Here is a 22,506-nt window from a genome sequence, read left to right as displayed (position 1 = left end):
GAACGACCTCTAAATTAATGCACCAATAAAACAGCGAAAACGAAAAATCCTGCAAAGCTGACTTTACAGGATTTCAATAGAGCTAGTTTAACCGATTCAGGGGAAAATTTCTTAACTCAATTTCTCTGATTATTTGACAGGCAAACTGTGTTGAGAATGTAAAATACCCTACTCTTGATTAACCTTCGAAATGACACACGTAATCTAAAACATCGTCAGTTTCGATGGTAAAGCGGCTGCTACCTTGCACATAGAATGACTGACCTGCACGGAACAATTCACTTTCTTCGCTGTCTGCAATTTTCACACGACATTCACCAGAAATAATTTCCATGCGTTCAGGCACATGCGTTTCAAAAGTTAAGGCTTGTTCGGTCGGTAAAATCACCCCTAATGTTTTTTTGGTGCCGTCTTCAAACTGCACAGTATGACTGATGCATAGCCCACCAAAATAGACATTCGATTTTTTTACAACTGATACATGATCAAACTGAGCTGACATGCGTAATCTCCAGGTAACGCGTTTTTATATTTTTGACTGATGTAGTTTAATTCTGTCCTCAGAACTAATCAATCTGTGTTTACAAAGGGGCTAGCGTAAAGTTGACCATCCCCCAGACAATGCAGAGCACGCTATACATGCTGTCTAAGGTCTTGCCGCTCCTATCCACAAATATGCACCAAGCTCCCGCGACTAAAGTGCTAAAGCTGAATGTGAAATAGTTCACCCATTCTGCCTAGACAGGCACATCTTCCCCGCTCAAACTGCACTTAAAACTCCCCAAGTAAAGCATGCCCTGATTCAATGACCATAAGATGAAATGATCTGGACTTTGCTGCATTTTTTGTTGTTTGCGCTGTAATTTAAGCTAGAATTAAATAGACTCGAAGATGCTTTGATTGAAAATAACAGCCGCAATGTGGCATATCAAAAAACTTGACTCTTTTTAACTGCCACTTTTCGCAGCTTGGATGCGTTTATGCTGACTCACTTAACACTGATTAACTTTGCCCTTGCCGATCACCTAGCCTTGGATATTGAAACTGGGTTTAACGTCCTAACTGGGGAAACTGGTGCAGGTAAATCCTTACTTTTAGATGCGCTTTCTGCCTGTTTAGGTGAACGTACCGATACCAATTATGTACGTTTTGGTGCAGATAAGGCTGATGTAACTGCCAGCTTTAGCTATCAGGAACACAGCCCCGAAGCACTATGGCTCAAAGAACATGAGTTAGCAGACGAGTCCGGAGAAATCCATTTACGACGTGTGATTTTTGCCACAGGACGCAGCAAGGCTTGGATTAATGGTCGTCCAAGTAGTTTGGCAGAGCTCAAAGAAATTGGGCGCTTGCTGGTACAATTGTATAGTCAGTATAGTCAGCAACAATTGCTTGAGCCGCCTTATCCAAAGCATTGGCTCGATCGTTATTATAATTTTTATGCGCCCGCCCAAGCGGTGCGTGATGCCTATAGCACTTGGCAAAAAAATATCCGTCAGCATCAAGCCGCACTGGATGCGCAAGCCACCCGTAAACAACGCATGGAAACGCTGAATTTACAGTTGGAAGAACTCGAAGACTTGGTGCAATTAGATTACAAAGAGATTGAGCAAGAGTTTGATCGTCTAAGCCACCATGAACATATCATGCAAGATTGTAGTTACAGTCTAAATGCACTAGATGAAGCTGAACCGAATATCACCCAAGAAATTGCATCTATTATTCGACGTTTGGAATCACATGCGGGGCGAAGTGAGCAACTGTCCGAAATTTATAATTCTCTGCTCAATGCGCAAAGTGAATTGGATGATGCAACAGCAAACTTGCGCCAATTTATTGACCGTCAAAGTTTTGACCCAGAGCGTATGGAAGAACTCAATCAGAAACTTGAGGTTTTCCATCGTTTAGCACGCAAGTATCGTACTCAACCCGAATTACTCAAACAGGAATACGAAACGTGGCAAGCCGAACTCACTGCGCTGCATGAATTGGAAGACCCTGAAACTTTGGCAGAACAAGTTGAAGTGGCGCATCAGGACTTTTTAGCCAAAGCGCAGCATTTAGATGATATTCGTCGTGAGGCAGCCGCTCCATTGGCCAAACAACTGACCGAGCAAGTCAAACAATTGGCACTGCCTGAGGCACATTTTGAATTTAAATTTGAACCTCTGGAGCAAGTTTCTGCCGAAGGCTTAAGCTTTATTCAATTGCTATTTACCGCCAATAAAGGTATTCCAGCTCAACCTTTAGCGCGTGTGGCTTCTGGTGGTGAGTTATCGCGTATTGCCTTGGTGATGCAAGTTATGAATGCCGAAAAAACTGAAGCCGAAGTCTTGGTTTTTGATGAGATTGATGTCGGCATCAGTGGTGGTACTGCGGAAATTGTCGGACGCTTATTGGCAGGTTTGGCACAACATGTACAGATTTTATGTATTACCCATCAGGCACAAGTGGCGGCACAGTCCGATCAACATCTTTTAGTGAAAAAACGTCAAACTGATCCCGCTAGCAGCACCATAGTTGAATTAGAAGAAGATGAACGTATTTTAGAACTGGCACGCATGACGGGCGGTGTTGAAATTAGCGACACTACCTTGCAACATGCCAAACAATTACGTCAGTTGAAGTTTCAACAGGCTTAAAAAACCAACTCTGTCACAAAAAGAGCTTGGTGAAATCGCAAAGCTCAAGTAACGTGTACCCTAAAGGAATAGGTTTTTTCTAGAAGCAACTGTTTTTAAGGAGAATTGCTTAGGTGACCAAACAATATCTGACGCATCGCTGTCTCATTGCCCCGCCCGATATGAATGACGATTTTTTTGCAAATACCGTTATTTATTTGGCTCGTCATGATGAAGATGGTGCGCAAGGCATTATTATCAACCGTCCTTCTGGCATTCAGATCAAGGAATTACTGAATGATTTAGACATAGACGCCGATAATGTGCATCCTCACGAGGTTTTACAAGGTGGCCCATTGCGACCTGAGGCAGGTTTTGTTTTACACACTGGTCAGCCAACTTGGCATTCGTCTATTGCAGTGGGTGAAAACGTCTGTATTACCACCTCTAAAGATATTTTAGATGCAATTGCCCACAACGAAGGCGTAGGTCGCTATCAAATTGCACTAGGCTATGCCAGTTGGGGCAAACAACAACTAGAACAGGAAATTGCTCGAGGCGATTGGCTAATTTGCGAATCAGACATGGACTTGATTTTTAATTTACCCTATGACGACCGCTGGGATGCTGCCTATCGGAAAATGGGCGTAGACCGCACTTGGTTATCTTCAGAGATTGGTCATGCCTGAAACATCATCAGCACAGAGCATTATGGCCTTTGATTTTGGTACACAAAAAATGGGCATGGCGGTGGGACAATCCCTGATTGAAAGTGCCAGCCCTTTGGCGCTGTTCCCTATGAAAGATGGCATTCCTCAATGGGATGCTCTGCTTAAAATTGTGCAGCAACATCAACCCAACTTATTTTTGGTGGGTCTGCCTTTAAATATGGATGATAGCGAATCAGAGCTGTCTACCCGCGCACGAAAGTTTGCCAAACGTCTGCGTCACCAAACCAATATTCAAACTTTTATGGTGGATGAACGTCTGACCACACGTGAAGCACGTGATGAACTTGAACACTATCAAGCACAAGGTCGGGGCAAAAAATTAGCGGCAGATAGTATTGCTGCAGCCTTGTTGATTGAAAGCTGGTATCGTGATCCGCAGGCAATCAATCCTTAAAGGTTAGTCCTAAAACAGCATTGATCGCTGGAATGCCTAAAGCCATCTGTAAAAAGTCTATTTGTTCGGCTATTTTTTGATATAAAGTAACATCATTCTTTTGGTGTGAATGAGTAAATCCGCATGGCACTGTCTAGCTTTGGCAAGATTCTCACGGTCTTAGACTTATTTTCGACCTCACGTCCTGTGATTAATGTCGATACCATTAGTGCAGAACTCGGTTTATCTAAGCCCACCAGTTATCGCTATTTAAAAGAATTGGTGTCTGCAGAACTACTGCAACGCATGAGTGGTACATCTGGGGATTACACCCTTGGGCCCAAAATTGCGGTATTAGATTATATTTCCCGCACCACAGACCCATTGGTCACCATCAGCACACCGTTTATGAAAAAAATTGCAGAGCGCACCGAGTTTTGCTGTTTACTGACCCAGCTCAATCAAGATTCGTGTATTGATGTGCACCATGAAATTTTCAAAGACACACCATTACTCTCGTATGGTCGTGGTTGCCCACGTCCTGTCTATGTTGGCTCATCCCCTAAAATTATTATGGCGCACTTGCCCAAGCAAAAAATTTTAGACTATTACCAGCGTTTTTCTACTGAATTGGCACAAGTCAACTTTGCACAGAATGAAGATGACTTTTTGCAACAGATGCGCAAAATTAAAAAACAAGGCTATTATTTTTCAAATGGCGAACTGAGTGCAGAAATTGCAGGCTTGTCTGTCCCGATTCGCTTTTCATCTAAAGATGCACCTTATGCCTTAACGTTGCTGGCTTCAAAAAACCGTTTTGAATTTGTGAATTTGCAAAAGTTGATTGAAATTTTGCAGGATAATGCCCAACAAATTGAAAAACAGGTTGAAACCCTGAATACAGATTTAGGCCTAGATGTGAACTAGGACTAGCATGGCAAAATTTTAATCTGAGGATAATCTTATTTAGAAATGCTATGAAAATAGCGAAACGTGAGATTAATTCTGGGTTGTAAAATTTTACTCGATTTAATTAAAGCATGTTTCCAATGCTGCTGTGTTTGTCCTCGCATCACGAGCAACTGACCACTCTGCAATAAAAGCTCCACTTTATTTGCCGTACGTTTATGCTTAAAACTGAACTTACGGGTTGCACCAAAACTCAATGAAGCAATAACGGCATTTTTTCCTAAATTTGGCTCATCGTCACTATGCCACCCCAAGCCCTGCGTACCATCTTGATATAAATTTGCCAAACACGAATTAAAGGGATGCCCCACCCAACGCTCAACTTGCTGTTTTAGTCGCCACAAAGCAGGTTGCCAAACATGAGCTTGCTTTAAAGCACCCGAATACCGATATTGATACTGTTCATCGCCATACCATGCCACTTGGCGCTGTGTCCGATAATACTGACCAAATAGCAGGCCTTCATCGGCTTGCCATGCCAAATGCTGTAAAAAATATTCCAAATAACGTGCGCTATGCTCTGCACTTAGCACTACGCCATAATCCTGAACAATACCATCGTAAGGCAACACATTGTCACATCGTTCAGGTGCAAACAACTCCAGATTCATGGCAGTTCCAGTAATTAGCTTTATTTAGCATCTAACTTAAAAGTTAAACGAGAAGATTGCACACAAAATGATACAGGATCTTGGCTTGTGAGTAGATGGCTTCATCCTTAGACTTAAAGCAAACCTGCTTATAAAAATAACAGCCTATGAATTTATGGAATTTGTTTCAGAAATTGCGTCCCTTTGTTCGTCCCTACCGAATGTTGGTGGTCGCAACCCTGATTTTGACCTTAATTGGCTCATTCACCGCCCAAGTCAATGCACTCACTTTACAATATGCAGTCGATAGCATTAATGCCTTAATTGAAGCAGGACAAGGACTTGCGGCAGGCTGGCATATCTTAATCACCATTTCAGCAATTTTACTGGGCAAAGAAATCATCAATGCCTTTGTGCAATTTGGGCAGAAGTTTTACGGTGAAAAACTACGTATTTTTGTCTCACAAGATTTAGCTCAAGGCATTATTGAAAAGTTTTTACGTTACCGTTTGGCTTTTTTTAATCAAGACAACAACCAAGCAGGCAAATTACAAACACGTATAGACCGCGGGATTGGTTCACTCACCCGCTTAGTCCAAATTTTCTTTATTGATATTTTACCGCTATTTACCAGTGCATTCGTGGCCTTAGGCTTGATGTATTATGCCAATGTATATGTAGGCTTGGTCGCTACAATTATTGTTCCGATTTATTTTTGGCTGACCTATCTGCAAGCGCAAAAGTTAGGCAGTTGGCGACGTAATTTGCGTGATGGACGTGAGAAAAAAAGCCAAGGGATTCTCAGCATCATTAACTCGATTACCGTGATTAAATCCTTTAACCGAGAAAGTATAGAGGCAGAAAAACAACTCACGCTGCAAAAAACACTCACGCATAACCAAATGCAAACCCGCCAAACCAGTTTTTTATTTGATGGTCTCAAAAGCTTTATTGAACAAATTGGGGTGGTGCTGATCATTATTTTAACGGCTTATTTTGTCTTGGATGGGCAAATGAGCATTGGCATGATCATGTATCACGTGTTGCTGTTTAGCAACGTTTCTGCGCCAATCCGTTCATTGCATCGTATTTATGATGAAGTGAATGATGCCATGATCTATTCAGAAAGCTTCTTCCAAATTCTGGAAGCCGATGATGAAATCGAGCCGAGTGGTACACAAAAGCCAGTCATTCGCGGGCAGTTTGACCTCAAAAACATTAACTTTTTTTACCCCAATGGACACCATGCACTCAAAGATATTCAGATGCAGATTCAACCCAATAAAATTACCGCTTTGGTCGGCTTGTCTGGGGCGGGAAAATCGACTCTGATTAGTTTATTAGATAAATTCTATGAACCACAAAATGGTACGATTCAACTCGATGGAATAGACATACAACAGATCGACACCCAGTATTTACGTGATCATATTGGCTTGGTCTTACAAAAGAATCATATTTTCCAAGGCTCTATTTTTGAAAATATTCGTTATGGCAAAACCGACGCCAGTTTAGAAGATGTCATACAGGCTGCCAAAAAAGCCTCTATTCACGAACAAATTTTACAATTACCACAAGCTTATGATGCAGATGCCCTGATGCTTTCTGGTGGTCAGCAACAACGGATTGCCTTGGCTCGAATGTTCCTTAAAAATCCGCCAATTATTTTTTTAGATGAACCCACTGCAAGTCTGGACGCTATTGCAACTGAACAAATCAAGCAAAGTCTGGATGAAATCAAACAGGGACGTACGGTTATCATCATTTCACACAGCTTATCGCAAATTATTGATGCCGATTACACTTATGTCATGAAGGAGGGCAGAATTGCAGAACATGGTGAACATGACACGCTTTATCATCAAAATGGGGTCTATAAAGAAATTTTTGATGCGATGGCAAAGAGCTTAAATATTGAAAAAATTGCCAAAACCTTTGAAGACGATGCCGAAGAAGAAACTCATAGCTAATAAAAAGTGCTTCAGGATAGAAGCACTTTTTTATGAGGAAGCTCTGTGTAAAGCCTGCTTTAAGGCTGTTTCAAATAAGGCCAAGCGGCTTTTAAGTAAATAAACATCGACCAAAGCGTTAAAATCACAGCGGTATAAAGCAGTAAATACGCCAACATTTCTAAAGGTTGCCAGTTCAATAAAAATACTGAAATTGCAATCATTTGAAATGCAGTTTTGTATTTACCTACAGTAGACACGGCCACACTTGTACGTGCGCCCAATTCGGCCATCCACTCACGCAATGCAGATACAGTAATTTCACGAGAAATAATTACAATCGCAGCAAAAGCCATAGAAATAGTGGGTTGCCATTGCACCAACACAATCAATGCCGCAGCCACCATCAGTTTATCTGCTACAGGGTCTAGGAAACGCCCAAATGCAGAAGTCTGATTTAAAGAACGTGCCAAATAGCCATCAAACCAATCTGTAACAGCAGCGATCACAAAAATAGAAGTCAGCAGAATATGACGTGTCATACCACCATCGTAACCATTTACGCCCATTGCAGGCGGCCAATAAGCCACCAACAAAAATACAGGAATCAAGGCGATTCGAGCCAAAGTTAATATATTTGGAATGTTCAGGATACGACCTGTTGTCATAGACACCGCCAATGTTTCCCCTCTATACGCTGTTCATTCACAAGTTTTTTGAGGATTTGTCATCATGAATAGGCTTCACTTTATACGAAATGGCAGAATGTGTCACTAGGCAAACACGGTGATGGTCTGTCGGGCAATTGCAATCAAACGATTCTGCTCATCCCAAAGGTGTGCGTATTCGGTGGCATAACCATGACTGGCATGATCGGTAAATACTTTATATTTCATCCAGTCATGTAACTGATTTTGCAAAGGATTGACATAGGTTACATGCCACGTCAAAGAGCTGGCAGGTGCAAGTTGACTAAACATCGGCAATACCCCAGGTGGCCACATATCAAATGCCACCATTAAATCTGCAATATTCATGGCGCGATTGCTGTGCTGTTCAGGCTTAAAGCGCATCCACCCTGCAAAATCAGGTTTATGGCTGGCACTGAATGGATATTGCCCTTCTGCCCAGACCAAATCCATTTGCTGAAAACACTCAGGTGCTAGGGGGTGATGCTGCGTGACGGGTAATTCACTGACAGGTGCAAAGTTTGGTGCAGTACGTTCTTGCTGCACCACAATACTAGATTCACGTGCTACGCCAAAACTGGCAATCAAAATGCTTTGTACGGCATCATCCTGCCACAAACGCACCTCAATGCTAGTGACTGACTTACCCTGCCGCAGAATTTCAGCTGTAAGACGTGCCCGACCTTGTTGTACAGGTCCAACAAAAGTCACGCTGCTACTGAGTAAGCGCTTTTCAGGATCAGCAATACAATACTGAGCTTTTTGCATCATCAAGCCTGCCACCAACCCACCATAAATGGTGCGTCCTTGTAACCAACCCTGCGGAATATCGATCCATTCTTGTTCGGCAATGGCCTGATAGGTCTGTAGCAACGACATGGTTTTTCCTTAAGCGATGATGTTGTCGATATTACAGCGTTTCGATTGGATGTGAATGTTCAATGACGGCAGAGTCAATGCGCTTTTTTGCTATTTACCTTTGCAGAAATACTGCTTTTATGGATAAAACCATCACTCATGCAGCACTTTATAAATAGTACGTGCCATCACCTCGCCCAGTCCTGGCACTAAGGTCAGCTCTTTTTCAGAGGCTTTAAGTACCCCTTGAATGCCACCAAAATGCGTGAGCAAATCACGACGGCGTTTTGGCCCTAAACCCGGAATCACTTCCAGTACCGATGAACCACGCTTTTTATCACGTTTGGCACGATGTTTGGTAATCGCAAAACGGTGTGCTTCATCACGTACCTGCTGAATCAGATGCAAGGCTTTATGATCTTCAGGCAACTGAATTTTATTGCCATCGGTAAAATGTAGGGTTTCTAACCCAGGTTTACGTCCTTCACCTTTAGACACCCCTATCATAAAGGCATCTAGCCCTAATTCCTGCATGACTTCCATCGCCATATTCAACTGCCCTTTGCCGCCATCAATCAGCAATAAATCGGGCAACATGGCTTTTTTATAACGGCGGGTCAGTGCTTGACGCATGGCGGCATAATCATCTCCCGCCTGAATATCCTGAATGGAAAATTGTCGATAATCACGTTTGCGAATGCCGCCACTGTCAAACACCACACAAGATGCCACCGTGTCTTCGCCCATAGTGTGTGAAATATCAAAACATTCAATTCGATCAATAGGCCGTCCAACCACTTGCTCAAGTTGATAAAAACGCTCATTTAATTCAAAATGATTGGCCAGTTTACCTTTAATGGCATGCTGCACATTCATTTGCGCCAGCTCTTGCCACTCGGCACGGGTTTCACGCACCTTATGCTTAATCTGGACTTTTTTATCGAAGTGTTGCTGTAAGGCTTGTTCTAGCTCTTTGCAATCTGCTACATCCACATTCACAATCAATTCAGCTGGAATTTCATCGGCCACCTGAAAGTAAAAGTTGGCAATAAAGTCGGCCAGCATTTGCCCTAAATCATCACCTAGCATGTCTGGAAAATAACTTTTCCCACCCAGCATTTTGCCATTTCGCACATGCATAATTTGCACGCAGGTCACCCCTGCCTGATATGCAATGGCAATAATATCGGCCTCACCTTTGAGTTTGTAAATGGCTTGCTGTGCCTGCACATCACGTAGCAATGCCATACGGTCACGGTAAAAGACCGCTTTTTCAAACTCCAATGCTTCGGCAGCGGCTTCCATTTTGCTAATCAATTGCTGATTCAGCTCTTTACTGTCGCCCTGTAAAAAACGGATCGAATTATTGACATCTTCTTTATATTCTTCAGGTGAAATGAGTCCCACACACGGCGCCGAACAACGCTTGATCTGATATTGCAAACATGGGCGCTGCCGCTGGGCAAAATAACTATTTTCGCACTGCCGCACATTAAACAACTTTTGTAACACCACCAAAGTATCACGAGCATTATAGGCACTCGGATAAGGCCCAAAAAACTTCCCGACCTGATGCTTGCCTTTGCCACGTCCACTGGCAATACGCGGGTATGGCTGATCTGCTGAAACAAAAATGTAAACATAAGACTTATCATCACGCAGCATAATATTGTACGGTGGGCGATGCAGCTTAATCAGATTTTGTTCAAGCAATAAGGCCTCAGTTTCCGAACGCACCACCAAAGTTTCAATATCATAAATACGTGCAACCAAGGCTTGAGTTTTCGGATGCTCAATGGTCTTAATAAAATAACTCGACACACGATTTTTTAAGTTTTTGGCTTTGCCCACATACAACAACTCTCCGTCTTTACCCAACATACGGTACACCCCAGGCAACTGGGTCATGTTTGCCAAAATTTTCTCAATATGCTCACGTGCGTTTGGGTTCACGAGTCATCCTATAATCGCTGCATTGTCTACATGATGTGATGCTTCAGCTGACTTTTTCAAGCTTTATCCTGTAGCCAATTACAGGATCTATCCACAAAAACAATCAACTCAGTGCTAAAAGCGATTAGTTCACAACACAAGGTTTGCTATGCTCAGGCATCTTGTCAGCAAAACAAAGGTGCAGGATGACGACCACGCAACACGGCCTACATATTATTCAACCCGCGACCTCCGAACCCACCCGTCCTAATCCACACAACTCTGAAAAAGATCGCCTGATTGGTCAACCACGCTTTCATTTTGAACCTGCGCACGTCATGCAGTTGTTGCGTCAGCGGATTATTGGACAAGATGCTGCACTGAATGAAATTGAAAAAATGCTGTATGTGGTCAAGGCCGATTTTTCCAGCACAGAACGACCACTTTCTGTGACCTTAATGCTTGGCCCAACAGGTGTGGGAAAAACTGAAACAGTACGCCTGATAGCTGAAGCCATTTACGGCCGTCCCGATGCTTTCTGCCGTATTGATATGAATACCTTGGCGCAGGAACATTATGCTGCAGCACTGACAGGTGCACCACCGGGTTACGTCGGCTCCAAAGAAGGACACAGTTTATTTGACGAAACAGCCATTGCAGGCTCACATACCCGTCCAGGCATTATGCTGTTTGATGAACTGGAAAAAGCGTCAACTGAAGTACTCCGTGGCTTAATGAATGTATTGGATACAGGCAAACTGACGTTGACCGCAGGCACCAAAACCATCGACTTTCGCAATTGCATGATTTTTATGACCAGCAATGTGGGGGCACAGGCTGCACAGCAATACTTGGATAAACTAAATTTGTTGCCGCAAAAGCTGCAGCAACTGTGCCTAACACGCATGCCAACTCAACGAATCATTGAAAAAGTCATGCAACGCAGATTTGACCCTGAATTTTTAAATCGGATTGACCGCAGCTTGCATTATCAGGCTGTATCTGCCGATGCTTTACCTCAACTGGTTGAAATTGAGTTGGAAAAATTAAATCATCGCCTGCAACATCAACAGCGCCAAGTTCAGCTGACAGCTGCAGCCAAAGCATATTTTTATCAGGGGCATGATATTCGTTACGGCGCTCGGCATTTGGGGCGCAAAATCCGTACCGAGCTAGAACCCATTTTAGCGTTGTATTTTTTAAGCCACCCAGAACGGACAAAGCTGTGTCTGGATTGCAACGCAGGCGCATTACACATTCAAATAGATTGATCTTTGGTTGAGGATGATAATGCTCATCCTCAATGCTTTGACATTTATATATCGTGATGTGTATGGGGCGATACTTTCAAATTCTGTAGATTAGTCAATAATTTCTATTCCCAATGCCTGACTAAACTTGGCTTGATCTTTAGGCGAAACCAAGACAAATTTTGACTGCCCTGCTTGCACATAATCAATTTTTAAACGTTTTAAAGATAAGGCGGGTGATGCCACAGAATTATTGGTTTTAGATATTCTCTGAATATTGGCACGTGGAATATCCCACTTTAAAAACATACAGCGAATCTGCAAGCGTTCTGCATCGACCTGATAGCGAGTATTAAAAATAGGCCACCACAACACAAAAATTGTGATGATATATACCCCCGTATGTACTGGAAATGCAGGCATCGTGCCTTTGGCATACATGGTCAGCAATAATTGAATTAATAAGCCTGACATACAAATCACAAAGGCCAAGACCCACCAATCTTTTTTAGAACGAAACGTTTGCATAAATTTTCCCCTAAGTTGCTTCATTCTATACATAAAAGCAGCGTGAAATTGAAGCTTGACGCTAAAATTATGGAAAAATGCCATAAAAAAACGCCCCGAAAGGCGTTGTGATGATTTAAAACAGATAAGGACGAATAAAAATTAGGAAGAAAATACCTAACATCAAAAACCATTTTAGAAAGTAATACAAACGGCTATTTCTGGCCTTTAAAGCTTTGGCTTTTAAACGCACTTGGTAAACATAACCAAAGACTTTATTTAAGCCGCCCGTTTGGTCACCGGCTTCATTTGGAGAACTGGCTGCAGTCATGACATTCTTACCAAACCAGTGATTAAACTTTTGCATCAAGCGCGATTTTAACGGACGCTCAACATCGGCAAAGAAAATAATACGGTTTTGATCAGTGCCATTTTCGGCATAGTGAATATAGGTTTCATCAAACACCACACTTTCACCATCACGCCATGAATAGCGCTCACCATCTACATCAATAAAGCAGCGCGCGTCATTTGGTGTCATCAGTCCCAAATGGTAACGCAATGAACCTGCGTACGGGTCACGATGGCGCACCAAGCGACTGTCAGGTGCAAGCTCGGTAAACATGGCTGCCTTAATGCTTGGCAAGGTTTTTAATAATGCTTGGCAAGGTTTTTAATAAAGCTGTGGTTTTTGGGCATAATTCTGCTGCAGATGGATGTGCCGAGTCATACCATTTTAAATAAAAGCGCATCCAGCCTGTTTTAAAGAATGAGTTAAAACCCAAGTCATCGTAGGTACTTGAGGCTTTAATGCCACCCTGCTCATACAGAGCCTTGGCTTCATCACGAATCATTTCCCAATTTTCGTCCAGTACTTTTAAATCTTGAAAGTACTGCGTGTCGATATACGGTTGATTCGGCACTTTTGAAAACAGATACATTAAATAGTTAATCGGTGCCAAAATCGTAGAATGGTCAAAGAACTGACGATAAAAACTATGACGCACCTTACCACGCTGTTGAATATACAACGCTGAAGCGATAAAAATCGCCAAAATAATCCACTTCAACATAGAACAACCAAAGTTGTTGAACACAACTCAAAATTTAAAATGCCGAATATTTTAGCCAATTTGCCGCAAGCGGTCATATCCAAAAATAGAACACAGCATTGCAGCTGCTAATTTTTTCTACAGATACTGCTCAAAGTTTTGCTGGAATTACCGTGAATTGACTTTTCTGCCGAAAATAGCATCGCAATACTGTATTATTTTTAAGCTTTTCAAGGATTCACCTGCGACTGTTCAAAATTAAAAATAAAATAGAAAACAAACACTTTCATAGAACTTTAAAAAAACAGTTTTAAAATTAGGTCAAAAAGCAATTCAATGCTGCGATAAAAATCATGACCCTTGCGTCACGGCTTGATACAACTTGCTATATTTTTTTTCGATATAGTTATCGTAAGATTAGCGAGGCATATATGTGTGCAGGACTATCGCACACGCTTCATAACATCAACTTAGAAGTCCTCCAAAATAAAGGAGATCAGGCATGATCCACGCTGGCAATGCCATTACCGTCCAAATGCTTTCGGACGGAATTGCAGAATTCCGCTTTGACTTACAAGGTGAGTCGGTCAACAAATTTAACCGTGCAACGATTGAAGACTTTAAAGCTGCAATTGAAGCTGTTAAAGCAAACAGCGAAGTAAAAGGTTTAATTGTCACTTCAGCTAAATCGACCTTCATCGTAGGTGCAGACATCACCGAATTTGGTGCAAACTTCGCTCAAGGCGAACAAGCAATTGTGGATTGGGCATTGCCTGTTCACGACATCTTCAATGCTTTTGAAGATTTAGAAGTTCCTAAAGTTGCTGCAATCAATGGTATGGCATTGGGCGGTGGCTTTGAAATGTGTTTGGTATGTGACTACCGTGTGATGTCTGACCAAGCACAAGTGGGCTTACCAGAAATTAAACTGGGTATTTTCCCAGGCTTTGGTGGTACGGTACGTTTAAGCCGCGTTATTGGTATCGACAATGCCGTTGAATGGATGGCAATGGCGAACCCTAAACGTCCAGATGCAGCACTCAAAGATGGTGCTGTAGATGCCGTAGTTGCTGCAGACAAATTGCAAGATGCTGCGCTTGACTTGGTTAAACAAGCCATTGCAGGTCGTTTGGACTGGAAAGCAAAACGTCAGGAAAAATTAGACCCTGTTAAATTGAACCCACTTGAACAAATGATGGCGTTCAACACAGCAAAAGGTGCGGTACTGGCAAAAGCAAACCCTGCACAATACCCTGCGCCAAAATTGATGCTTGATTCTTTACAAGCCGGTGCAAGTTTACCACGTAACGAAGCACTTAAAGCTGAAGCTGAAGGCTTTGCTAAAGCGGCTGTAACACCACAAGCAGGTGCGTTGATTGGTTTATTCATCAACGACCAAGTGGTGAAGAAAACTTCTAAGAAATATGAAAAAGGTGCACACCCTGTCAACCAAGCGGCTGTGCTAGGCGCGGGTATCATGGGTGGTGGTATTGCTTACCAAGCGGCAAGCAAAGGCACACCAATCATCATGAAAGACATTGGTAATCCTCAACTTGCTTTGGGTATGAAAGAAGCCAATGGCTTATTGACCAAACAAGTTGAACGCAAAAAGTTAACCCCTGCAAAAATGGGTGAAACTTTGGCACGCATCCGCCCAACTTTAAGCTACGACGAGTTTAAAGAAGTGGATATCGTGATTGAAGCCGTGACGGAAAATCCAAAAATCAAAGGCATTGTACTCAAAGAAACTGAATCTAAAGTACGTGAAAACACGATTATTGCATCGAATACATCGACCATTTCAATCACACGTTTGGCTGAAAACCTAGAGCGTCCTGAAAACTTCGTCGGTATGCACTTCTTTAACCCAGTGCACATGATGCCATTGGTTGAAGTGATCCGTGGTGAAAAAACTTCTGCTGAAGCGATTGCTACCACTGTTGTTCTTGCTCAAAAAATGGGTAAAACACCAATTGTTGTAAACGACTGCCCAGGCTTCTTGGTAAACCGCGTATTGTTCCCTTACTTCGGTGCATTCGACTTATTACTTAAAGACGGTGCAGACTTCCAACAAGTCGACAAAGTCATGGAAAAATTCGGCTGGCCAATGGGTCCTGCATACTTAATGGACGTGGTCGGTATTGACACGGGCGTTCACGGTGCAGAAGTTATGGCTGAAGGTTTCCCTGACCGCATGAAGCCTGACTATAAAGGCTCAATCCAAGTCATGTACGAAAACAAACGTCTTGGTCAAAAGAATGACGTTGGTTTCTACAAATATGAATTGGACCGCAAAGGCAAAAAAGCCAAAGTGGTTGATCCAACTGCATACGAGCTTGTGGCATCTGTTGCAACTGCTGAAAAACGTGAATTTGATGCACAAGAAATCATTGACCGTATGATGCTGGCTTTCTGTAACGAAACTGTTCGTTGCTTAGAAGACAACATTGTGGCAACACCATCTGAAGCAGATATGGCCATGATTATGGGTGTAGGTTTCCCTCCATTCCGCGGTGGTCCATGCCGTTACATCGACCAAACAGGTGTTGCTGAATACGTTGCACTTTGCGACAAATATGCACACTTAGGAAAAGCTTATGAAGCGCCACAAATGTTGCGTGACATGGCTGCTAACAACAAAAAATTCTACGGTTAAGGAGCAACGTGAATGGCTACTTTAAATCCACGTGACGTTGTCATCGTTGATGGCGTACGTTCAGCAATGGGTAAAACCAAAAACGGTATGTTCCGCAATGTACGTGCTGACAGCCTATCGGCTGAATTGGTTCGTGCTTTAGTTGCTCGTAACCAGTTTGATGTTAACGAAGTTGAAGATGTGATCTGGGGCTGTGTCAACCAAACCCTAGAACAAGGCATGAACATTGGCCGTAATATTGCGTTATTGGCTGATCTTCCAAAAACTGTTGCAGGTCAAACTGTAAACCGTCTGTGCGGCTCTTCAATGCAAGCCATCCACACGGCTGCGGCACAAATTGCAACTAATCAAGGTGATATTTTCATCATTGGTGGTGTAGAGCACATGGGCCACGTAGGCATGATGCACGGTATCGACATCAACCCTGCTGCATCTAAGCACTATGCCAAAGCATCTAACATGATGGGCTTAACTGCTGAAATGTTGGGCCGTATGAATGGTATTTCGCGTGAAGAGCAAGATGCGTTTGGTGTGGAATCTCACCGCCGTGCTTGGGCTGCAACGCAGGAAGGTCGTTTTAAAAACGAAATCATTGGCATTGAAGGTCATGACGCAAACGGCTTTAAACAGCTTTGCGACATTGACGAGGTAATTCGTCCTGATGCCAACCTTGAAGCATTCCAAGCGTTACGCCCTGTATTTGATCCGAAAGGCGGTACAGTAACTGCAGCAACATCTTCAGCATTGTCTGATGGTGCATCTGCAATGCTACTTATGTCTGCTGAACGTGCACAAGCTTTAGGTTTAAAACCACGTGCTGTGATTCGCTCTATGGCAGTTGCAGGCTGTGATGCAGCTATCATGGGTTACGGCCCTGTACCTGCAACGCAAAAAGCACTGAAGCGTGCAGGCTTATCAATTGCCGACATTCAAACTTTTGAATTAAACGAAGCATTTGCTGCACAAGGTTTGTCTGTACTGAAAGGCTTAGGCATTTATGACAAGCAAGACCTTGTTAACTTGAACGGCGGTGCAATTGCACTCGGTCACCCATTGGGCTGTTCAGGTGCGCGTATTACCACTACGTTGTTAAACGTAATGGAACAACAAGATACGCAAATCGGTCTTGCGACCATGTGTATCGGTCTTGGTCAAGGTATCGCGACCATTATTGAACGTGTGTAATTTGTTTTAAGCAATAAAAAATCCTCGCAATATGCGGGGATTTTTATTTTATTGTTTTCAGAATTTATAATTTTAAGATTTTATTCTTTTGCATAGTTATATTTGAATATAAATGCTTGATCACGCAACTAAATCAGCAACTCCCCCATCAACCAAGTCATATAACGGTCTTTATCCATAAAGTCTGGCGCACTACCTGTATCTAGACAGTAATATTGCTGATTAAATTCAATCACGATTTGTTCAGTTTGATGCCAGTCTTCAATCAAATGAAAGTGCTGATTGAAAAAGAAACGGTTTTTTCCCCAATTATTTAAGTTTTCCAGTTTAGGGTAGTTTCTATTTTCTAGAAATTGTAAATACAGTTGTTGAATGTCATCAAAGACTTGAATGTTGTTCATCTCAAACCTGCCTATACCAAGCTGTTAAATCAACAGGCTCAGTCTAGGCAAGACAGTTGAACAGCAGATGACATTCTTTTGACAATTTGATGTAAGTGTTTAAAACAACTGCACTATAACTTGGCTTGCAAAGCACGTTGATGATGCTGACTGATTTGCTGCATTTGGTGATTTAATTGCACAATTTCTTGATAAACTGTATTAAATTCTTTTAATGGTGCATCTTCATAAAACATGAAAGTCTTATTTTTCAGCTCCCATTTATTATTTTTTAAAATGGCAAATAACACATAAGCTTTGCCCAAGTTCTGTTTTTCCAACTCATACAAAGCATGTCCCTGATCATTATGGCGGCTTTCAATTAAAGATTCTGCCAAATGACGGCGTAAACTGTTGTCAATGGGCAAGGCCTCAATTTGCTCCAATGCCATTGCTTCATGTTGTTCTAAATGCTCCTGATACAATTCCACCATAGCACGTACTTGTGCCAGCATGGCTTCGGTGTCAGCATAGTCCTGTTTTTTATCTTCAGCCAAACGCTGTGGATCTAAAAACTGATCCCAATTTAAAGCTTTGAGTTCACGCAAATAGCTATTTCTAGCTTCAGCACTTTGTACCATATGGCTCAGCACAAAACTGGCCATGACCTGATAATCACCCTCTAAGCGTGAGTCTTGTACATTAATCTGAATCGGTTTAGACCAATCCTGTGCCTGTACAAAAATCTGTTCCGCTTTTTCATAAATCACGTTTTGATAGGCGTGTAATTGCGTCACTTGTTTTTGCTGACTGCTGTATTGATAAAACATCCACCCAAAAATAATAACCGTTACACATCCAATGATTAGCACTATCCGTCGCATGAGTGCCCTCTTATTTTTAATATTTGCTTTATCTTACCGTGAAGCCCATCACATTTGTATAGATTTCATACTTATTTTATTACTAAGCTATTGGAATATACCAATTTCTATTTGACCAGACACTCAAAAACAAGTTTCCTTTAACTTGCTGCTTTAAATTTTGTACAGCATCCCCATCTTAGTAAAAAATAGAATTTGAGATTTTTCATGCGCGTTGATATTTGGTCAGATATTGTTTGCCCTTTTTGCTACATCGGGAAAAAACGTTTAGAAGCTGCAGCTCAAGAGGCAGGTGTGGAATTAGAAGTGCACTGGCACAGTTTTGAACTTGATCCAGATGCCCCACCTCGTCAGGAAGTTTCCAATTCTGAACGCTTGGCACAAAAATATGGTCGTAGTGTAGCCGAAGTTGAAGACATGCAACGCAATATTGCTGAAATGGCCAAAGCTGAAGGCATTGACTTTCAATGGGAAAATGCCAATTCAGGCAATACCTTTAACGCACATCGCTTGGTGCATTTGGCGCAAAGTAAGGGCTTGGGCAATGAAGCCAAAGAAGCGTTTTTCTATAGTTATATGACGCAAGGTCTTGCTATTGGTGAGCGTGAAACACTGGAAGATGTGGCAGCACGAATTGGTCTAAATCCCGTAGAAGTGGATGATGTGCTCAATTCAGATGAGTATGCAGATTTTGTTAAATTTGACCAAGAAGTTGCCCGTGATCAATTGAAAGTCACAGGTGTACCATTTTTTGTATTTGATCAACGTATTGCTTTGGCAGGTGCACAACCCCGTGAAGTGTTTTTGCAAGTCATGCAAAAAGCCTTAGAAACAGCACAAAATCTAGACATTGAAGATGCTGCAAGCTGTGATAGCGAACAGTGTGATTTGCCTGAGCCTAAAGCTTAAGTATGAAATATAGGCTATGCTAAATAGCGCTATTTCTAAAAACTTAGACCTACAAAAAAATCCCGAAACGGGATTTTTTTGTGCTTTTAAGCGATTTAAATATTATTCAACCAAAAAGCTAATTTTTAAATTTACACGATATTCAGTAATTTTATTGTCTTTAATCACCACTTTTTGTTCATTAATCCAAGCACCTTGGACATTCTTAACCGTTTCCGTCACTTTGGCGATGCCTGTCTGAATGGCATCTTCAAAACTTTTTGCACTACTTGAATTAACTTCTACTACTTTTGCAATTGCCATGATGGTCTCACTGTCCTTTATCGTTATTGCAGATTCATCATAGAATAAAAATGCAGCATTTTTGCTATTGTTTAACCAATCACAGCCAAAACATTACATGTTTTCACAGTGCCAAAAATTGACATAAATTTTCTGTTATTACATTTGCTTAAAATTGAATTTTGTTAATATCTCAATCACTTAAAGCAGCACTAAAAACTAGAGTTAAAACTCTAATACATTGTTTTATATTGTTATTTTTATAAAAATTGCCGAAACGATCATTTTGTAAATTTCAAACTTTGTTATGATTCATGTGAATTTTTTATTTCACTTTATCTCCCTCACCTCCCCTTTCTATGTATAGACATAGAAATGTTGAATGGACATTCTCATGAATATGCTTAAATCTGTTTTAGTGGTTTCAATTTTGGCTATGGCTGCAAATGTTTCAGCTCAAATTGTACATGTACCCGATTTTCCTACAAAAAAAGCTGCGACTGAAACCGTTGCTTCTGAAGCAGCAACCTCAGAAACAGCAGACAAGAAAGCAGCCTAAGTTTTCTAGTTACTGCATGGCGTAACAAACCATTTTATCTCCCATTCTTTTCTCTCCCAAAAAGCAGCTGTCATCAGCTGCTTTTTTTATATGCTGAGTGAAATAAAAGAGAGCTGCTTTCAAACTGAATATAAGTTAAATCTCATCCTATTTAAGTTCAAATTGGCTTTTTAAAGCCATGCTTTGCATTCAGTCTCAGAAAATTTTCAATATTTGTTATAGAAACACCGCACTTTTTGTCAATAATGTCAAAAAAAGCACAAAAGCTGACAATTTTTTGCATGTATTTTTTTATTAAATGCCTATAATTAAACTGATTTGTTTTCATTGCTTTAGCCAATGCCTATGCAACAACTTCAAGCACTTATACAAAAGAAAATTTCACCACAAGACATTGATGTGAATCATTTGGTTGAGTTAGCCAAGCGCTACCCTCAACCACAATCGGCTGAATATAAACTGATCGAGTTGGCCTTGAATATCGTCTTAGCCAGCTATTTAGAAAAAGCGCAACAACATATTTAAGTGTGCATCTATGAATACATTAGAAAAATCACTGCTTATTAAAGAATTACATGATTTAACCAGTGCGTTATCGCTTAAAAAATTAAGTCTGTACGAAACAGCCAAAGCTAAAACACGCATCAAAGAAATTTTTATGCGTTGTGATGAACCTGTTTTTCAAAAACAATTGCTCGCGTTTAAAACACAGCTTGATCCTATTCAGACGGCGCAAGAATTTGCACAACAAAGCTTATATGCACAGTCTTTCCGCGGGATATTTACTCAAGTTGAAGCATTGGAAACTGCACTGTATCAACAACCTGAGTCTGGCTGGGCGATGCTGTATCACGCCCGTACAGGTTGGCAAATTTGGTTAATTCCTGCAGAACATCGCAGCGCATTACTGAGTGAATTTCAAGATTTAGAACAGACGTATCGCTGGCTGTTAGAACAACAGCAACAATACAACTGCCTAAAAACAGATGCTGAACTGAACCAAGCGGCACAACTTACTCAATTACAAGTAGCAGAGCAACAGATACCACAAGTTCTACCACCCGTGGCTGTGACAGAAGTAGATACAAGTAGCACAACGGAGAACATAATTAGTTTTGATCTGATCATAGAACCTACACTTGTCTCTAAGGCTGACTCTCTGCAAATAGAGCCTACGGAAGATAGCCCGCCAGAAATGGCACTTGAGCCTATTGAAAATCAAGTTATGGCGACGCCAATAGTAAGCGAAGCAAACAATAGCACTGATACCACATCAGCCTTACTGAGTACTGCTCAAGCTACAGCAATTGTAAAACCAAGCTCAAATAAAGTAAAAATTTTGCAATTAAATCAATATGATTGCCCAATTTCCGCATTAAACTTAGTGCAAAACGAATCCGCTGAGCTATATCGGGTGTTTGTTCCCGAAGTTCCTGAACTCACTCAATATGCCGATGTAGTGGTGCATCTGTCTACGCCAGAAGAAGATCAACAACAGGTTTTGGCTCGTGCTGTCTATGTAGCTGAACAAACCGATCTTCATGGGAAATTCGTCAAATATGTGGTCTTGCTTGGTGCTTTAGATCAAATGCAGGCCATTCGGCTGATGCGCAGTTTTTGTGATCAGTTTGAACATGAACTTGCTGCAGTCCGTGAAATATCTTGGGAAAAACTACAGTCTCATTTATTTGACTTTGATCGTTTATTTGAATGTTATAGCCATACTGCACAAGTGGTCTGGCAACAAGAAAATTATTTTCCTTTTATTCCGGTACAACATGTTCACGCCACAAAATTTATTCAGTTTGAAGAAAGTGAAGCACAAAGTCAGACGCCATTAATTTTATTGAAAGAGCGCCAAAAAAATCGCCTGATTCATGGGCAAAAGCGCTTGCAGCTCTCACGCACAGAGCAAGCCGTTCCGCATATCCTACTTGACCGTCAACACGGTATTAGCTGGCAAATGATTCAAAAAATCATTTCACAATTACAACAACCCATTGATGCGTTACAACTCTGCCAAGCGATTCAAATGCATCAAGAAAACTAAAACAGATACTCAAATAAACCTTTGTATTATGATTTTGTAGCTAGGGCTTGCTTTTATCTGACAGATTTTCAACACTAACG

At 41.6% G+C, this 22,506-nt stretch carries 21 protein-coding genes and 1 pseudogene; 12 read left to right on the top strand and 10 right to left on the bottom strand.

Annotated elements, in window-relative coordinates; translation table 11 throughout:
• Positions 1-178: 178 nt before the first annotated feature.
• On the bottom strand, positions 179-502 hold the full coding sequence (locus ACNS8M_RS01380; protein ID WP_168417589.1) for a pyrimidine/purine nucleoside phosphorylase: 324 nt from the start codon (positions 500-502) through the stop codon (positions 179-181).
• A 478-nt stretch (positions 503-980) separates the two neighbouring features.
• Between ACNS8M_RS01380 and recN the strand changes: the two genes are divergently transcribed.
• From recN to ACNS8M_RS01360, 4 genes are all read left to right on the top strand, one after another.
• Complete coding sequence (gene recN, locus ACNS8M_RS01375) at positions 981-2,642, top strand: DNA repair protein RecN (protein WP_168541323.1); 1,662 nt, start codon at positions 981-983, stop codon at positions 2,640-2,642.
• 113 nt (positions 2,643-2,755) lie between these two features.
• Positions 2,756-3,310, top strand: a complete 555-nt coding sequence (locus ACNS8M_RS01370) for a YqgE/AlgH family protein (RefSeq protein ID WP_168417591.1) — start codon at positions 2,756-2,758, stop codon at positions 3,308-3,310.
• Positions 3,303-3,746: a Holliday junction resolvase RuvX gene (ruvX, locus tag ACNS8M_RS01365; protein ID WP_168417592.1), complete on the top strand. Its 444-nt coding sequence runs from the start codon at positions 3,303-3,305 to the stop codon at positions 3,744-3,746. The genes ACNS8M_RS01370 and ruvX overlap by 8 nt, the downstream gene beginning before the upstream one ends.
• A 123-nt stretch (positions 3,747-3,869) precedes the next feature.
• Complete coding sequence (locus ACNS8M_RS01360; protein ID WP_168541321.1) at positions 3,870-4,652, top strand: IclR family transcriptional regulator; 783 nt, start codon at positions 3,870-3,872, stop codon at positions 4,650-4,652.
• Between the two features lie 35 nt (positions 4,653-4,687).
• Here the strand turns inward: ACNS8M_RS01360 and ACNS8M_RS01355 are convergent, their stop codons facing one another.
• The gene (locus ACNS8M_RS01355) at positions 4,688-5,305 is read right to left on the bottom strand and encodes an alpha-ketoglutarate-dependent dioxygenase AlkB family protein (protein ID WP_168541319.1); all 618 of its coding nucleotides are present in this window, start codon (positions 5,303-5,305) and stop codon (positions 4,688-4,690) included.
• A gap of 146 nt (positions 5,306-5,451) precedes the next feature.
• On the opposite strand from ACNS8M_RS01355, the gene ACNS8M_RS01350 reads away from it, so the two are divergent.
• Positions 5,452-7,254 (top strand): ABC transporter ATP-binding protein, encoded by a 1,803-nt coding sequence (locus ACNS8M_RS01350; RefSeq protein WP_168541317.1) that lies wholly within the window; start codon positions 5,452-5,454, stop codon positions 7,252-7,254.
• Positions 7,255-7,313: 59 nt separating this feature from the next.
• Here the strand turns inward: ACNS8M_RS01350 and pgsA are convergent, their stop codons facing one another.
• The 3 genes from pgsA to uvrC all read right to left on the bottom strand — a co-directional run bounded on the left by pgsA (position 7,314) and on the right by uvrC (position 10,733).
• A complete protein-coding gene (gene pgsA / locus ACNS8M_RS01345) occupies positions 7,314-7,901 on the bottom strand; it encodes a CDP-diacylglycerol--glycerol-3-phosphate 3-phosphatidyltransferase (protein WP_168460419.1) in 588 nt (195 codons plus the stop codon).
• A 105-nt stretch (positions 7,902-8,006) separates the two neighbouring features.
• Positions 8,007-8,801 carry a thioesterase family protein gene (locus ACNS8M_RS01340; protein WP_168460421.1) on the bottom strand — a complete coding sequence of 265 codons (795 nt, stop codon included), beginning with the start codon at positions 8,799-8,801 and terminating at the stop codon, positions 8,007-8,009.
• A 132-nt stretch (positions 8,802-8,933) separates the two neighbouring features.
• Positions 8,934-10,733, bottom strand: coding sequence for an excinuclease ABC subunit UvrC (gene uvrC, locus ACNS8M_RS01335; protein WP_168541315.1), 1,800 nt, complete (start codon positions 10,731-10,733; stop codon positions 8,934-8,936).
• A 185-nt stretch (positions 10,734-10,918) separates the two neighbouring features.
• On the opposite strand from uvrC, the gene ACNS8M_RS01330 reads away from it, so the two are divergent.
• A complete protein-coding gene (locus tag ACNS8M_RS01330) occupies positions 10,919-11,983 on the top strand; it encodes an AAA family ATPase (RefSeq protein WP_168541313.1) in 1,065 nt (354 codons plus the stop codon).
• A 90-nt stretch (positions 11,984-12,073) separates the two neighbouring features.
• Here ACNS8M_RS01330 and ACNS8M_RS01325 read toward each other — a convergent pair whose 3' ends face one another.
• Positions 12,074-12,490, bottom strand: a complete 417-nt coding sequence (locus ACNS8M_RS01325) for a PH domain-containing protein (RefSeq protein ID WP_168541311.1) — start codon at positions 12,488-12,490, stop codon at positions 12,074-12,076.
• A gap of 115 nt (positions 12,491-12,605) precedes the next feature.
• Positions 12,606-13,542 (bottom strand): annotated as a pseudogene (lpxO, locus tag ACNS8M_RS01320) (lipid A hydroxylase LpxO).
• Positions 13,543-14,023: 481 nt separating this feature from the next.
• Here lpxO and fadB point away from each other — a divergent pair.
• Both fadB and fadA read left to right on the top strand, forming a co-directional pair.
• On the top strand, positions 14,024-16,177 hold the full coding sequence (fadB, locus tag ACNS8M_RS01315; protein ID WP_168541309.1) for a fatty acid oxidation complex subunit alpha FadB: 2,154 nt from the start codon (positions 14,024-14,026) through the stop codon (positions 16,175-16,177).
• Between the two features lie 12 nt (positions 16,178-16,189).
• The gene (gene fadA / locus ACNS8M_RS01310) at positions 16,190-17,362 is read left to right on the top strand and encodes an acetyl-CoA C-acyltransferase FadA (protein ID WP_168417603.1); all 1,173 of its coding nucleotides are present in this window, start codon (positions 16,190-16,192) and stop codon (positions 17,360-17,362) included.
• 128 nt (positions 17,363-17,490) lie between these two features.
• Here the strand turns inward: fadA and ACNS8M_RS01305 are convergent, their stop codons facing one another.
• Both ACNS8M_RS01305 and ACNS8M_RS01300 read right to left on the bottom strand, forming a co-directional pair.
• The gene (locus ACNS8M_RS01305; RefSeq protein ID WP_168417604.1) at positions 17,491-17,763 is read right to left on the bottom strand and encodes a hypothetical protein; all 273 of its coding nucleotides are present in this window, start codon (positions 17,761-17,763) and stop codon (positions 17,491-17,493) included.
• A gap of 113 nt (positions 17,764-17,876) precedes the next feature.
• Complete coding sequence (locus ACNS8M_RS01300) at positions 17,877-18,626, bottom strand: hypothetical protein (protein WP_168525165.1); 750 nt, start codon at positions 18,624-18,626, stop codon at positions 17,877-17,879.
• 207 nt (positions 18,627-18,833) lie between these two features.
• On the opposite strand from ACNS8M_RS01300, the gene ACNS8M_RS01295 reads away from it, so the two are divergent.
• The gene (locus ACNS8M_RS01295) at positions 18,834-19,535 is read left to right on the top strand and encodes a DsbA family oxidoreductase (RefSeq protein WP_168525163.1); all 702 of its coding nucleotides are present in this window, start codon (positions 18,834-18,836) and stop codon (positions 19,533-19,535) included.
• Between the two features lie 102 nt (positions 19,536-19,637).
• On the opposite strand, the gene ACNS8M_RS01290 is transcribed toward ACNS8M_RS01295, so the two are convergent.
• Positions 19,638-19,838, bottom strand: coding sequence for a dodecin family protein (locus ACNS8M_RS01290; RefSeq protein ID WP_168417607.1), 201 nt, complete (start codon positions 19,836-19,838; stop codon positions 19,638-19,640).
• 373 nt (positions 19,839-20,211) lie between these two features.
• On the opposite strand from ACNS8M_RS01290, the gene ACNS8M_RS01285 reads away from it, so the two are divergent.
• From ACNS8M_RS01285 to ACNS8M_RS01275, 3 genes are all read left to right on the top strand, one after another.
• Positions 20,212-20,376, top strand: coding sequence for a hypothetical protein (locus ACNS8M_RS01285; RefSeq protein ID WP_168525161.1), 165 nt, complete (start codon positions 20,212-20,214; stop codon positions 20,374-20,376).
• Between the two features lie 345 nt (positions 20,377-20,721).
• Positions 20,722-20,901 (top strand): hypothetical protein, encoded by a 180-nt coding sequence (locus ACNS8M_RS01280; protein ID WP_168417609.1) that lies wholly within the window; start codon positions 20,722-20,724, stop codon positions 20,899-20,901.
• Between the two features lie 10 nt (positions 20,902-20,911).
• A complete protein-coding gene (locus ACNS8M_RS01275) occupies positions 20,912-22,426 on the top strand; it encodes a hypothetical protein (RefSeq protein ID WP_168541305.1) in 1,515 nt (504 codons plus the stop codon).
• The last annotated feature ends 80 nt before the right edge of the window (positions 22,427-22,506 follow it).

Source organism: Acinetobacter sp. A2 (genome assembly GCF_048537555.1).
In the GTDB taxonomy this organism is placed as follows: domain Bacteria; phylum Pseudomonadota; class Gammaproteobacteria; order Pseudomonadales; family Moraxellaceae; genus Acinetobacter.
This window is presented reverse-complemented; position numbering and strand designations above follow the sequence as displayed.

Coding starts and splice junctions, on each gene's coding strand:
- ACNS8M_RS01380 (WP_168417589.1), bottom strand. CDS start 502: ATGTCAGCTCAGTTTGATCATGTATCAGTTGTAAAAAAATCGAATGTC.
- recN (WP_168541323.1), top strand. CDS start 981: ATGCTGACTCACTTAACACTGATTAACTTTGCCCTTGCCGATCACCTA.
- ruvX (WP_168417592.1), top strand. CDS start 3,303: ATGCCTGAAACATCATCAGCACAGAGCATTATGGCCTTTGATTTTGGT.
- ACNS8M_RS01360 (WP_168541321.1), top strand. CDS start 3,870: ATGGCACTGTCTAGCTTTGGCAAGATTCTCACGGTCTTAGACTTATTT.
- ACNS8M_RS01355 (WP_168541319.1), bottom strand. CDS start 5,305: ATGAATCTGGAGTTGTTTGCACCTGAACGATGTGACAATGTGTTGCCT.
- ACNS8M_RS01350 (WP_168541317.1), top strand. CDS start 5,452: ATGAATTTATGGAATTTGTTTCAGAAATTGCGTCCCTTTGTTCGTCCC.
- pgsA (WP_168460419.1), bottom strand. CDS start 7,901: ATGACAACAGGTCGTATCCTGAACATTCCAAATATATTAACTTTGGCT.
- ACNS8M_RS01340 (WP_168460421.1), bottom strand. CDS start 8,801: ATGTCGTTGCTACAGACCTATCAGGCCATTGCCGAACAAGAATGGATC.
- ACNS8M_RS01330 (WP_168541313.1), top strand. CDS start 10,919: ATGACGACCACGCAACACGGCCTACATATTATTCAACCCGCGACCTCC.
- ACNS8M_RS01325 (WP_168541311.1), bottom strand. CDS start 12,490: ATGCAAACGTTTCGTTCTAAAAAAGATTGGTGGGTCTTGGCCTTTGTG.
- fadB (WP_168541309.1), top strand. CDS start 14,024: ATGATCCACGCTGGCAATGCCATTACCGTCCAAATGCTTTCGGACGGA.
- fadA (WP_168417603.1), top strand. CDS start 16,190: ATGGCTACTTTAAATCCACGTGACGTTGTCATCGTTGATGGCGTACGT.
- ACNS8M_RS01305 (WP_168417604.1), bottom strand. CDS start 17,763: ATGAACAACATTCAAGTCTTTGATGACATTCAACAACTGTATTTACAA.
- ACNS8M_RS01300 (WP_168525165.1), bottom strand. CDS start 18,626: ATGCGACGGATAGTGCTAATCATTGGATGTGTAACGGTTATTATTTTT.
- ACNS8M_RS01295 (WP_168525163.1), top strand. CDS start 18,834: ATGCGCGTTGATATTTGGTCAGATATTGTTTGCCCTTTTTGCTACATC.
- ACNS8M_RS01290 (WP_168417607.1), bottom strand. CDS start 19,838: ATGGCAATTGCAAAAGTAGTAGAAGTTAATTCAAGTAGTGCAAAAAGT.
- ACNS8M_RS01285 (WP_168525161.1), top strand. CDS start 20,212: ATGAATATGCTTAAATCTGTTTTAGTGGTTTCAATTTTGGCTATGGCT.
- ACNS8M_RS01280 (WP_168417609.1), top strand. CDS start 20,722: ATGCAACAACTTCAAGCACTTATACAAAAGAAAATTTCACCACAAGAC.
- ACNS8M_RS01275 (WP_168541305.1), top strand. CDS start 20,912: ATGAATACATTAGAAAAATCACTGCTTATTAAAGAATTACATGATTTA.